Annotated in this window: 15 protein-coding genes; 6 read left to right on the top strand and 9 right to left on the bottom strand. The window is 58.6% G+C overall.

What is annotated here, in order from left to right:
* Positions 1-50: 50 nt before the first annotated feature.
* From OOZ53_RS23585 to OOZ53_RS23560, 6 genes are all read left to right on the top strand, one after another.
* Positions 51-998 (top strand): Bug family tripartite tricarboxylate transporter substrate binding protein, encoded by a 948-nt coding sequence (locus OOZ53_RS23585; RefSeq protein WP_271092225.1) that lies wholly within the window; start codon positions 51-53, stop codon positions 996-998.
* A gap of 89 nt (positions 999-1087) precedes the next feature.
* The gene (locus tag OOZ53_RS23580) at positions 1088-1543 is read left to right on the top strand and encodes a tripartite tricarboxylate transporter TctB family protein (RefSeq protein WP_271092224.1); all 456 of its coding nucleotides are present in this window, start codon (positions 1088-1090) and stop codon (positions 1541-1543) included.
* Positions 1544-1546: 3 nt separating this feature from the next.
* The gene (locus tag OOZ53_RS23575; RefSeq protein ID WP_271092223.1) at positions 1547-3043 is read left to right on the top strand and encodes a tripartite tricarboxylate transporter permease; all 1497 of its coding nucleotides are present in this window, start codon (positions 1547-1549) and stop codon (positions 3041-3043) included.
* Positions 3040-4539 (top strand): sulfatase-like hydrolase/transferase, encoded by a 1500-nt coding sequence (locus OOZ53_RS23570; protein WP_271092222.1) that lies wholly within the window; start codon positions 3040-3042, stop codon positions 4537-4539. The genes OOZ53_RS23575 and OOZ53_RS23570 overlap by 4 nt, the downstream gene beginning before the upstream one ends.
* Positions 4536-5273 carry an SDR family oxidoreductase gene (locus OOZ53_RS23565; protein WP_271092221.1) on the top strand — a complete coding sequence of 246 codons (738 nt, stop codon included), beginning with the start codon at positions 4536-4538 and terminating at the stop codon, positions 5271-5273. The genes OOZ53_RS23570 and OOZ53_RS23565 overlap by 4 nt, the downstream gene beginning before the upstream one ends.
* A 7-nt stretch (positions 5274-5280) precedes the next feature.
* Positions 5281-6027, top strand: a complete 747-nt coding sequence (locus OOZ53_RS23560) for an SDR family NAD(P)-dependent oxidoreductase (protein WP_271092220.1) — start codon at positions 5281-5283, stop codon at positions 6025-6027.
* Positions 6028-6044: 17 nt separating this feature from the next.
* Here OOZ53_RS23560 and OOZ53_RS23555 read toward each other — a convergent pair whose 3' ends face one another.
* From OOZ53_RS23555 to OOZ53_RS23515, 9 genes are all read right to left on the bottom strand, one after another.
* Positions 6045-7043, bottom strand: coding sequence for a zinc-dependent alcohol dehydrogenase (locus OOZ53_RS23555; protein ID WP_271092219.1), 999 nt, complete (start codon positions 7041-7043; stop codon positions 6045-6047).
* Between the two features lie 321 nt (positions 7044-7364).
* On the bottom strand, positions 7365-8081 hold the full coding sequence (locus OOZ53_RS23550) for an SDR family NAD(P)-dependent oxidoreductase (protein ID WP_271092218.1): 717 nt from the start codon (positions 8079-8081) through the stop codon (positions 7365-7367).
* Positions 8078-9190, bottom strand: a complete 1113-nt coding sequence (locus OOZ53_RS23545; RefSeq protein WP_271092217.1) for an extracellular solute-binding protein — start codon at positions 9188-9190, stop codon at positions 8078-8080. The genes OOZ53_RS23550 and OOZ53_RS23545 overlap by 4 nt, the downstream gene beginning before the upstream one ends.
* A gap of 264 nt (positions 9191-9454) precedes the next feature.
* Positions 9455-9661 (bottom strand): hypothetical protein, encoded by a 207-nt coding sequence (locus OOZ53_RS23540; protein ID WP_271092216.1) that lies wholly within the window; start codon positions 9659-9661, stop codon positions 9455-9457.
* A gap of 151 nt (positions 9662-9812) precedes the next feature.
* Positions 9813-10259 (bottom strand): hypothetical protein, encoded by a 447-nt coding sequence (locus OOZ53_RS23535; protein ID WP_271092215.1) that lies wholly within the window; start codon positions 10257-10259, stop codon positions 9813-9815.
* Between the two features lie 82 nt (positions 10260-10341).
* Positions 10342-10689, bottom strand: a complete 348-nt coding sequence (locus OOZ53_RS23530) for an RHS repeat domain-containing protein (protein ID WP_271092214.1) — start codon at positions 10687-10689, stop codon at positions 10342-10344.
* 224 nt (positions 10690-10913) lie between these two features.
* Positions 10914-11246: a hypothetical protein gene (locus OOZ53_RS23525; protein WP_271092213.1), complete on the bottom strand. Its 333-nt coding sequence runs from the start codon at positions 11244-11246 to the stop codon at positions 10914-10916.
* Positions 11247-11274: 28 nt separating this feature from the next.
* Positions 11275-11640, bottom strand: coding sequence for a DUF7668 domain-containing protein (locus tag OOZ53_RS23520; protein WP_271092212.1), 366 nt, complete (start codon positions 11638-11640; stop codon positions 11275-11277).
* 47 nt (positions 11641-11687) lie between these two features.
* A partial coding sequence (locus tag OOZ53_RS23515; RefSeq protein WP_271092211.1) for an RHS repeat-associated core domain-containing protein occupies positions 11688-12819 on the bottom strand: 1132 nt, incomplete at its 5' end.

The raw sequence follows: 12819 nt of genomic DNA, 5'->3' as shown, positions 1-12819 counted from the left end.
TTTCTGTCAAGCTAAGCTCGCAGTGAAACAAAACAAATCGGGAGGAATACATGATGAATTCGGTCCTAAAGACCTTGTGCTCGGCGGCGGCTTTGACAATCTGTACGGCAGGCGCGGCCTGGGCAGAATATCCCGATCGCACCATTTCATTGATGGTGCCTTTTGCGGCCGGCGGAGGGGCAGATGTTCCGGCGCGTTTCATTGCCGAAGAGCTGGAGAAAGAGCTTGGTCAATCCGTCGTTGTCAGCAATGTGACCGGAGCGGGCGGCACGGTCGGCGCGACACAGCTGTCGACGGCAACTGCCGACGGGTACAGTCTCGGCTTCATGCCCGTCGGCACCACAACCACCCAGCCGCATCTGCGCGGCACCAGCTATGGCGTCGACAGCTTCATTCCGATCTGTATGGTGGCCTCGGGGCCGTTTTATCTGGTCGTCGACGCGGACAGCGAGTTCAAGACCTGGGAAGACCTGGAAGCCAAGGCCAAAGGTGACGGCATCACCTTTACCGGCGCGGCACCGGGTTCGCTGGCGCATGTCACCTCTGTCGCACTCGGCGCCATGTGGGGTGTCGACGTCGGCTATCTGCCCACCAAGGGTGGCGGCGATGCAATGAATGAACTCAAGGGCGGGCGCGCCGATGCGACGGCCTGGTTCTCGGACTTCGACGTACGCTTCGGCCTGAACGCATTGGCCATCTTTGCGCCTGAACGGTCCGAAATCCATCCCGATGTTCCGACATCAGGCGACAAGGGCCATCCCGCGGACATCGCTGTCTGGATGGGGGTATTCGCACCGGCAGGCACACCCGACGATGTCGTTGCCAAGCTCGATTCCGCTTGCGAGGCCGCCATCACATCGGAAGGCTTTACCGCGAATATGGAAAAGGCCAATCGTGAAATTCGCCACATGAATGCCGATGAATTCGGCGCCTTTTTCCGCAAGGCGTTTGAAGAGAACGGCGAGCTGCTGCGAAATGCCGGTCTGGTGAAAAACTGATATTTCACTCTTTGCCCCCGAATGCGATGGTATTCGGGGGCGCCGCGATTTGAGACCGCAGAGCCCTGCCAAGTCGGCCGGAGGTGAAAATGCGCGCACTTGACCTTACGATCTCCGCAGTGTTTTTCGCCACGTCGATCCTGTTTCTTGTCCTGACATATTCCAGCGACTTCGACGTGCCGACTTTTGGTGGCGATGTCGGACCGGCATTTGCGCCGCGCGGGTATCTCATCATTGCAATCGTCCTGTCAGCCATCGTTTTCTTCAACGCAATGCGCTCGGAGGATACGGGCCCGGTCGGACAGCATATCGGCCGGATGGTCTTGGTGAGTTCCATCGGCGCCGTGACTGGACTGGCAATGCTTTATGTCGGTTTCGTGTTTGCGGCGATACCTGGCTTTTTCTGTTTTTGCTATGCGTTCGGCTACAGGCGGATCGCCATTCTTCTGGTGCTCAGCATCGCCGCGCCCTTGTTGATCTGGTGGATATTCACCTTCGGTTTCGAGCTTTGGCTGCCGCGCTCGCCCTGGTTCGGGAGGCTGTGAACCATGGAGCTCTTCTATTCCGCGCTGGGCCTATTCAATTCTCCGACCGTTTTCGTGGCGCTGCTGATCGGCGGGATATGGGGCACCGTTGCCGGGGTCCTGCCGGGAATGGGCACGGTTGCGGCACTGATTATCGCCCTGCCCTTCACTTTCGCGATGCCGACCGAAAGCGCGATGGCCCTTTTCATGGCAATCTACGTGACTTCCGTCTATGGCGGATCGATCTCGGCCATACTGATCAATACGCCCGGCACCCCGCAATCGGCCGCGACGGTCCTTGACGGCTATCCGATGGCGCAGGCCGGCAAGGCGGATCTGGCCATCGGCTGGGCGACGCTGGCCTCGTTCATCGGGGGCATCTTTTCGCTGATCATCCTGATCGTCGCGGCGCCAGCGCTTGCGCGCGTCTCGGTGGCCTTCGGTCCATCGGCCATCTTCGCAATCGTTCTTTTCGCGCTGACCTGCATCGCGTGGCTGTCCTCCGGCAGCATGGCCAAGGGCCTGCTTGGCGGCGTGCTTGGACTGTTTCTGACAACGGTCGGGCAGGACAATTACACCGGCATGACCCGGTTCAGCTTCGGCTCGGACATCATGCGCGGAGGGTTCACCCTGATCCCGATCCTGATCGGTCTATTTGCCCTGTCCGAGGTCTATCACAGGGCACTGTTGCAAGGTACGCACCGCACCGGGGCCGAGATGAATGTCGGCTTCCGGCTTCCGCCGCTTTCGGACGTGATCGCGCGGTGGAAGGAACTGCTTCGCGCCTGCTCGATCGGAACGTTCATCGGCATTCTGCCCGGCACGGGCGCCATGGCAGCGACATTTGTCAGCTATACAGCAGCAAAGAAATTCTCGCCCAACCGGGACAAGCTGGGCACGGGCGAACCCGACGGTCTGATCGCATCGGAGGCGTCCAACAATGCGGTCACGGGCGGCGCCCTCATCCCGACCATGGCGCTCGGCATTCCCGGCGATGGCGGAACGCTGGTCCTGTTGGGCGTTCTGACCATCAAGGGCATCGTTCCGGGCTTCGATCTGGTCAACAACAATCCGCATATACTGACGGCTGCTTTCATGATGGTTCTGCTGGCCAATATCATCATGTTCGGCACCGGCATGCTCAGCGCCCGACTGTTCGAGCGGCTTCTGCGCGTGCCCGAGCCCATCCTGATGGGACTGATCCTGTTGTTTTCGCTGGTCGGCGCCTTCGTCGTGCGCGGCAATCCGGTCGACCTTATCGTCTGCGTTGTCGCCGGAGCGGTCGGCGTGCTGTTGCGTCTGGCACGATACCCGATCGCGCCGATCGTGATCGGCGTCGCACTCGGGTTTATCTTCGAGGAAAAACTGCGCCAGGGTCTCATTGCCAGCAAGGGCAACATCTGGACCTTCCTCACCGACCCGATTGCCCTGCCCATATTCGGGCTGACCGCGGTGATCATTGCGGCGACAATTGTCAGTAATGTGCGCCAGTACCCACAAACGAAAGCGTTGAAAGAATGACCAAGCCAAACATCTTGCTGATCGTCACCGACCATTGGATGGCGCAGTTGCTCGGCTGCGCAGGGCACCCGGTCGTCCGCACCCCGACGCTGGACACGATCGCGCAGTGCGGCACACGGTTCACCAATGCCTATTCCGAACATCCGGTCTGCATTCCCGCACGGCGCAGCCTGATGACCGGCACCTCGGCCCGCGAACATGGAGACCGCACCTTTCAGGCGAAGCTCGAGATGCCCGCCCACCTGCCGACAATGGCGCAAACCTTCCGCGAAGCCGGATATCAGGCGCAGGGCGTCGGCAAGACCCACACCTACCCTCAACGCGATCGCCTGGGATTCGACGACATCCAGCTGGACGATGAGGGGCGCACCCATCATGGCGTCACCGACGATTACGAGATTTTCCTGGGCGACAATGGCTGGCTGGGCAAGCAGTTCGGCCATGGCATCTCCAACAACGGCTATGGCGCCACGACGTGGCACCTTCCGGAGGAGGCGCACGCGACCAGTTGGGCGACGGAGACCATGTGCCGGATCATCCGCCGCAGGGATCCGAAGAGGCCGGCTTTCTGGTACCTGGGATACCGCCATCCGCATCCGCCACTGGTGCCGCCGCAACGGTTTCTGGAGTTTTACCGCGACATCGAGATGGACCGGTCCATTCGCGGCGAATGGTGCGATGAAGAGGAGCTGCCCGTGCTGCTGCAGGGCTTTCAGAAGCGCTACAATCTGTCGGACGTCGAGGCGGATTGGGCCCGGCGGCACTTTTACGCGCTGTGCACCCAGATCGACCAGAAGATCGGCGCTTTGATCGGGACCATTCGCGAAGAGGGCATTCTCGACAATACGATCGTCATGTTCACCTCGGACCACGGCGAAAGTTTCGGCAATCATGGCATCTGGGCCAAGCAGAACTTTTATGAGAGTTCCGCCAATATTCCGATGATCGTGATGGGAAAAAAAGGCGACAGGCGCGTTGCGGCCGGCGCGGTCGAGGATCGGCTTGTGTGCCTTGCCGACGTCATGCCGACCCTCCTGGACCTGGCCGGGATCGAAATCCCCGAGACGGTGACCGGTCGCTCGATGTTCGGCGAAGCGCGCGACCACCTCTACGGCGAGTTCGGCGAGGGCGAACTCAGCAGCCGCATGATCCATGACGGGCGTTTCAAACTGATCTACTATCCGGCGGGCAACCACTTCCAGCTTTTCGACCTGGAGGCCGATCCGGATGAGCTGGCGGACGTCGCGGCCCTGCCCGAATATTCCGACAAGCTTGCCGAACTCAAGGACAAGCTGTGCAAGGAACTTTACGGCAGCGACCTGGAATGGCTGGCAGGCAACGACCTCAAGGGTCTGCCCAACCGTACCTACCGGCCCGCGCCAAACCGGGGCCTGGGACTGACCCGGGGAGATCAATGGCCGGTACCGCCGATCAATCCCGATGGCCTGATGAATTTTTTTCCGGAATTGGATGACGACGCCGGAGCCTCCGAATGACCGAACTCAGCAGAGCGATTGTCACCGGGGCCACAAGCGGCATCGGGGAAGCCACGGTGCGGGCGCTGACGTCTTCCGGGCGGCAGGTGCTGGCCATTGCGCGCCGCGAAGAGCGGCTGCGCGCATTGGCAAACGCGACGGGCGCTGAATTTCTGGCCGCCGATGTGCGCGATCTGGATGAGCACGCAGCACATCTGACCGGGTTCGAGCCGGATATCCTGATCAACAATGCCGGTGTCGGCCACGGGATCAGCGGCCTTGACGGGATGACCTCCGACCAGTTGCAGGAGGCGTTCGATATCAATGTGGTGGCGCCGTTGAATCTGATCGCCTGCCTGACGCCGGGCATGAAAGCGCGCAGGCGCGGCCATATCGTCAATATCGGCTCGATCGCCGGGCTACACACGCTGCTTTCGGCCGTCTATGGCGGCACCAAATCGGCGATCCACCGGATCAGCCAGAATCTGAGATTCGAACTGTCCGGCACCGGCATCCGCGTGACCGAAATCGCGCCGGGCCGGGTCGCGTCCGAGTTTTATCAGGCCGCAGAGGGCGACCGCGAAAGGCTGGCCGCGATGGGTGTCTCTGGCATCCGCGAACTGCAGCCCGAAGACATCGCCAATGCCATTTTGTTCGCCGTGGACGCGCCGGCGCATGTGAATGTCGCCACACTCGAAATTTTGCCGACGGAACAGGCCGTTGGCGGCATCAAAGCCGAAGCCGTAAAGGACTAGAGAGCAAATGGAACGATTGGCGGGCAAGACCGCGTTGGTAACGGGAGGCGGCAACGGCATCGGCAGGGCCTGCGTCCTGCGCTTCGCCGAAGAAGGCGCACGGGTGATCGTCGCCGATTTCAATCCCGATGCCGCCGGGAAGGTGGTCGAGGAAGTGGTGGCGGCAGGCGGCGAAGCGGTGCCGGTGACCGGCGATGTCAGTGACGAAACCAGTGTCGATCAGATGGTCGCCGCGGGCATTGAAGCCTTCAGCGGGGTCGACATTCTTTTGAACAGCGCCGGCGGCGGCTCTACGGCAGACGGAGCCGTGACCGACCTGTCGCTTGACGAGTTCTGGCGCACAATCCGCGTCGATCTTTTCGGCACGCTGATGATGTGCCGCAAGGTGATTCCCGTGATGAAGGAGGGCGGCGCAGGCTCGATCATCAATATCTCTTCCCTGCGCGCGGTGATCGGAACCGAAGGCGCGGACGCCTACACCGCCTCCAAGGGAGGCGTGTTGGCGATGAGCCGCGCCATGGCCATGCAATGGGCCAAAGACAATATCCGGGTCAATGTCATGGCGCCCGGCGTTGTCCTGACCGAACGCGTCGCTGCCTTCATCAAGCCGGACAATCCCATCTACCAGAAGTCGATCCTCGGCCCGGCGGAACCGATCGACGTGGCCAATCTGGCGCTCTACCTGGCGTCGGACGAGTCGCGCCGGGTCACCGGTGCCGTAATGCGGCTGGATGGCGGCGCGAGTATTTACTGAGCCCAGCGGGCATCGGATCAGGCGGGCTTGATCAGCACTTTGCCGACAGCGCGCCCCTCTGCCATCAGATCGCAGGCGGCCTGGGTTTCGGCCACCGGATAGCGCGCCGCCGTGATGGCCTCGAAGTCCACCGTACCCGCCTCGATCAGAGCCACCGCATCGGCAAACTCCGACGTGAAAAGGATCGATCCGATACTGTTTACTTCCTTGAGCGCATTGAGGTGCAGATTGATCGGGACTTCGCTGGGCTGGATCAGCGACAGGACGCCGATCGTGCCCTGTTTGCGCACGGCATCGAGCGCCTGATTGTAGGCGTGCGGCGAACCGCTGGCCTCAATCACCACGTCATATCCGGCCGCAGGCGGTGTGCTGCCTCCGATAACGAACCCGGTACGTGCACCCACGGCGCCGGCCGCGTCAAGCGCTTCCTGTTTGAGGTCGGTGACATCGACTTCCGCGCCCTTTGCGACCGCGCCGACGGTGGCCAGCAATCCCATCGGCCCGCAGCCCGTAACAAGCACCTTATGCCCCACCGTAACTCCGGCCCGATTGACGGCATGCATGGCGCAGGCCAGCGGCTCGGCGAAGGTCAGGTGATCGGGTGAAACGGTCTCGGCAACGGCGTGGCAGCACCGCGCCGGAAAATCGAAGAGATCGCGGAAAAACCCGTCAATATGCGGCTTGGTCGTGGCGGAACCGGGAAAGCGCTTGGTGGCGCACATATTGATATCGCCGGCAGCGCAGTTTTCGCAGGCGCCGCAATTGATGACCGGGTTGATGGCCACGAGCTGGCCGGGCGCAAAACCGTGCCCGTTGGCGTCCTCCACAAAAGCGCAGGCCTCATGGCCCAGGGTCACAGGGCGGTCCAGATAAAAGCCGGCATTGGCGAAATGCCTGAAATAGTGCATGTCCGTGCCGCAGATGCTGGCCGTGGCGAGGCGCAGGCGGACATGATCCGATGCGATTTCCGCCGGCATCTCGGCCAGCTCGATCCGGATCTCGCGCGCGGCGTTCAAAATCGATCTCGTATACATGGTCTAGAGCAATTCTGAGTTAGATTGGATCATTTGACCGTGGCGATTTTGGTCACTGGCTAGGCGGATTGCGCGCCGTGGTGCCAACCCACCACAAGCGCGAGCCAACAACGCCAGGGGCCAAAATCGCCCGACCCATTCATCTTTGATTTTCAACCCGATAATCCTTTCGAGGGTGGGGAAAATCGGCCCATCGGCGTCGTTGCGCCACTTGCCCGATGCACCACATCGCGCTGCGCGACGCGCCTAGCCGAGTGAACCGATTTTCCTCCATCAAATGTCCCAATCTAACTCAGAATTGCTCTAAAACCCGATCGAGAAGCCGCCATCGACAGGCAGCACAACGCCATTGACATGCGCCGCCTGATCGGAAGCCAGGAAAAACACCGCGTTGGCGACATCCTCTGGCTGGCCGAAGGCGCCGCCGGGTATGCGTTCCTCGATCTTGGCACGGCGCGCCGGATCTTTTTCCAGGATCGCCCTGGTCATATCGGTGTCGATGAAGCCGGGGGCAACGGCGTTGCAGCGGATTGCGAAGGCGGCCGCGTCGACGGCGACCGAGCGTGTCAGGCCGATCACGGCCGTCTTTGCCGTCACATAGGCCGCGGCCGCGGGCAAGGCCAGCAACCCGCCCATGGACGAGATATTGACAATCGCGCCGCCTGTTTCCCGGTGCAGATCCACATAGCGGCCGCAGGCGGCGAAAACCGCCTTGACGTTCAGATCGAGGCGTTGTTCGAGTTCGTCCGGCTCCACCTCCCAAACGGGCTTCTTCAGATGCATGCCCGCATTGTTGACGAGTACGGAAACCGGACCGGTCTCGTTGTGGATGCGCGCCAGATAGTCCGTGTCCCGCCAGTCGCTGAGATCGTGCTTCACGAAATGCACGTCGCCGGCGAGTTCGCCGATGTCGCCCTCGGAGCGCGCGACGACAAAGACCCGGTATCCTTCACCCAGGAACTTGCGCGTCTGCGCCAGGCCCAGGCCCTTGTTTCCACCCGTTATGACAGCGACATTCATTTCTCGACCTCGGCGATATTGCGGCGGTACAGCGTATTCAGCTCCGCCCAGAAATCTTCTTCGTCCCTGTCCTTTCGGAAAAAGTCAGGGAATATCTCGCAGGCGTCATCGACAAAGCCCAGGAACCAGATGTCCCGCGGCCGGGTCCATGCCGTATCCATGGTACGCCGCGCGCCTTTCAGGAAACCGCTATATCTGGGATCGTCGGCCAACCGGTTCCATGTCGCGGGGTTGGCGGGCTGTCCCTCGTTTTCGATGTATATGCCCGATTGCACGGGTTCCGATGCGATCCAGGCGGCAAAGCGCCTTGCCGTATCCGCGTTGCCCCTGCGGGCCGAGACGCCGATCCCGGCGCCACCCAGAATGCCGCGCTTCAGACCGGTGTCGGCGAAGCTGGGCAGATCGACATATTCCAGCTTGTGCGGCCGGAAATCGTCGCGCGCATAGTTGATGTATCCGAACATTGCGGGAGAATACGCAAACTCATCCGTCGTCGACATCGCCTCCAGAACAGTGATCGGGTTCCAGCCAACGGCCTCGGGCGGGCCCAGCCTGTAGAGCGATTTGAGCACCTTGAGCGCCATCACACCATTGGCCTTCGACGTGAACCGCGTTTCCGAGAAAGGCAGATTTTCCTCTCCCTTGCCGGCTACAAGCGTCATGAACAGGTCAAGGGCGTCGACCGGCAGCAGAGGCGTGGCCATCCTGAAGTCACGCGGCTTCGCCTCGAAGACCGCTTCCCAATGGGGCAGTTGAACCGGCTTCAGGTCCGGGCGGGAGACGGCGACCTGACAGGCGGCATCGACGGGATAGGCCCAAAGCTGCCCCTTCCAGATGTAACTTTCCAGGCTCCCCCCAAGAGAGCCGTCGCCATCGGGCGGATCCAGCGGGAGCAGGCATTGCGTTTCCGCGATCAGACCGACATGCGGATGGTCGAGAACGATCAGATCATAGGTCCTTGCCAGATCCTCGATAGAGGCATCGGCGAAAGCCTGAAGGCTGCGGCGGTCCCAGGTGATCGCGTTGCCGGTTTCAGCCAGATAGCGTTGCGAGGCCGCCTCGAGGCACGCATATCCCCGCGGATGGTCCCACGTCATACCTCGAAGCATGTCGTCCATTATCTCCCTTTTTCTCTATGGTAAATCGTATTACCAAGCAAATCAACCACACGATTCGATTTGCACGCTCTCATGTTGCTGACACTTGGACCCTAATCCTCATCAGGTCCGTAAAGGTAACCACTGCCGAGTTCCATCGGAGCAAGCACCGTTATGACCGCTACACCGACCGACTCACCAACAGCACCGACTACTCTGCCACCAAAATGCCAGAGAGTGCTTCGGCAATAGCTCCACAGAAACCGCGGGATGCAATCACCGCCGAAAACCGATGCCTGTTGGGATCGGCTTTATTGACGGGATCGTTTTGAGCGTAGGCGTATCGCTACCGGCGCCGACCTTGCATGCGCGCTTGCCGTCGGGTCCATAGGCAAAGTCGATCGTGGCGGAGGCCGCATTGACCACCTGACCGAGACGGTTCGCCCCGTCCCAGATAAGCGTCCTTGCCCCGTCCGCCGTCATGTTGCCATGCCCGTCGTCGTCGTATGGGTCGCACCGTCAATGGTGACCGTGTTCTTCGCCTCATTGCCAGACGCATGATAGTCGATGGTGCGCGCGGCGCTGGAATTGGAGGCACGCGGTGATTGCAGTGCAGTTCTGTCACGGAACGCGACTAATAATACCCCTTAGCAAATGCAAGGACACTTCCGGTTTCATCTTCGTCATCGTCTTCGTCCAACACACGTTCTTCGTAGTTATTTTCACGAATTGCGATTCCGCATCTTCTGGATATCAGTAGATCGATGCTCTGTTTCTCCATCAAAATATCAATTCGCTTCAAATATGCGATTGCATCACTGTTCTTCAGCTTTAATATTTCCACGTCCTCGACAAAAAAGTTGGCATCCCCATAGAAAATTACTGCCTCAACATTCCCGTTATTCTGGTCCAAATCGACAAACAGAAACAAATCCCTATAGCTAAGTGTCAACTCGCGTTCACCTTTGTGACGATGAAACACCTTATACGGCGGACCAAGTTTTTCTATCACGCTCGCTTGCGTTTCGCCGAACTCGATCGGACCAACACGGACGTAAGGGACTAAGTCAAATCTCAACATGCTGCACCAGTCATATGTTCACTCCGACCTAGTCGGTTTGTTTCCCGATTCTGGAGGATCGTAACGTGGGTCACCGTAGCGCTCATCCCCAGCCTTTTGGATCCGATTTATTGGCCGGATCGTTTTGTGCGTAGGCGTATCTGTTTGGTCCGACGCCATCGATGATGGGGTCCCAGTCGTCGGGGGAGATGAAGCGGCCGAAGGAGGGGTCCATGTAGCGGGCGTTGAGATACATCAGGCCCGTTTCGGGATCATGCCGCTCGTTGATGTAGCCCTTCTGCGTGGCCATCGCCGCATTGGTCGGCTCGCCATAGGACGCATAGGCCGTCTGCTCGACAAGGTTGCCCGTCGCATCGGTCACGAAGCGCACCGATGACAGGTGATCGCGGTGGATGTAGTGCGGGCTGTTGGCCACCAGCTTGATGTCCATATGCGGATAGCGCGTATATGCACCAAGTGCGTAGATGCCGGGTGAGACAGGGCTTCCCGTCGCATCGACCTCAGCATCCGCATTGGGATAAATCGTACCGGTGCAAGCACCGATACTATTTGATGGCTTGAATTTTGCTCTATTGGCAAATTTAGTATTCGCCGAGGCAATTAAAATAATTACCGCATATCTGCCTGCCAATGCCAATCATTTCAGATGTAATTCTATTTTTCTTTGGCTTTTTTATTCGCATGTTGATTTATCGCATTGATTAAGGCGCGTGAGAGGCTGTTCCTTGCTTCTTCGTCTTGCACTTGTTTAACAAAATCAATGTCCCGGACGAGCGCCCACAATGACGAAATTGTTTTCTTTGACACTTTCCTAAGTTCAGGAATCTTGTCTTTCGGGAAAGGTTGTTGCCTTTCCCACATCATATTGTCCCACGTTCCAGGAAACCTCTCCTCCAATAGCTCGAGCGTTAGCTGAAGTTGTTCATCTGTGATTTCTGGCAGATAAACGCTGGCTACCCATGTCCCTTTGTCTGATGAATGGTTCACAATTTTGAGCCTCCTTGTTAAGTGCAATCTAGTAATATGCGTAGTGGACACCAACTCTGCTCTCTGTTCCGTCGCGCAAAACCTCAAAGACTAAAACTATGTAGTCCGCAGGATCCACCATGCCATTTGCAGTTAACAACTCTACTTCGACGAAGAGGCCCCTTCCATCCATAAACTCTCCTACATCGATCCGATCAGCGAAGTTTTCATTGGGCAGGGCGAAGGCTGTCGCTCCGTATTCATCCATAGTGCTCGCTATACTTAAAATACTACTTCCGTCGCAATCAACGTTTCGCATTCCTAGAAGAGCCGTAAAGTCACCTTGCGCAATTGCTGTAACGATTTTTCGTAGCAAAGAAAGCTCATAACCGTTGAGTTGCGACCTACTAGTCATACGGAAATTCAAATCAGCTTATTGCTGTTGCGTTCGAAGTCCCAGAATTATCTGTAGTCACGGGTTCCATAGTCGCCGCCTTCATCCTTGTCATTTGATGAGGAGCTACCGCCTGATTGCTCCGGAGTTTCATTTGCTTCATGAAAACCTAAACCCAAGGAAAACCCAGCTATGCCTACATTACCGCCTTTCCGCATCCTCTGTCCTGGGATTCTCGTTTTGGTACCGGGACCATGACCGAGAGATTCAAAATAAGCGACAGCAGATTCGACCCGGGCCTTTGCTATATCTGCGGGAACTCCGGCCGCGATGAGGGCATCGTAAGCAATTCCATACTCGGCACCGAGGCTGCCTCTCAGATCTTTTGGCGTTCCAGTCTGTATTGCGGAAGCACGTGCGTGTGAAGTCACATCCAATCCAATTGCAGGAGCTCTGCTTCTTCTGTACCCCGCAAGATCTCTAACGGCAGCATGCATAACTATGTGGTGACTTTGTCTACCTTCAGTTCTGCTACTCCATTCTTTCGCTACATCTTTGTGCCCGCCAACGACATATCCACCCTCCAGGTAGGTGTTTCTCGCAGCAGTGTTAGCGTCCGCAACTTGATTTTCATCGTAAGTTGTTAAAGCCGCATAAGCGGCTGCAATAAGACCAGCGCCGACCACCACACCCTTCCAAGCAGCTGGTGCGGCCGCTACAAAAGCGACATGCCCGTTCGGATCTGATTTATTGACGGGATCATTTGCGGCATATGCGTATCGGTTTGGTCCGACGCCATCGATGATGGGGTCCCAGTCATCGGGGGAGATGAAGCGGCCGAAGGAGGGGTCCATGTATCTTGCGTTGAGATACATCAGGCCCGTTTCCGGATCATGCCGCTCGTTGATGTAACCCTTCTGCGTTGACATCGCCGCATTGGTCGGCTCGCCGTATGACGCATAGGCCGTCTGCTCGACAAGGTTGCCCGTCGCATCAGTCACGAAGCGCACCGACGACAGGTGATCGCGGTGGATGTATTGCGGGCTGGTGCCAACCAGCTTGATGTCCATATGCGGATAGCGGGTATAGGCACCGAGTGCGTAGACGCCGGCCGAAACCGGCGTTCCCGTCGCATCGATCTCGGCATCGGCATCCGGATAGAGCGTATCGGTACCGGCGCCCACCTTGCGCACCCGTTTG

The organism is Allohoeflea poritis (genome assembly GCF_027889715.1).
Classification (GTDB): domain Bacteria; phylum Pseudomonadota; class Alphaproteobacteria; order Rhizobiales; family Rhizobiaceae; genus Hoeflea_A; species Hoeflea_A poritis.
The sequence above is the reverse complement of the archived record's forward strand: the minus strand, read 5'-3'. Positions and strand labels throughout refer to the sequence as shown.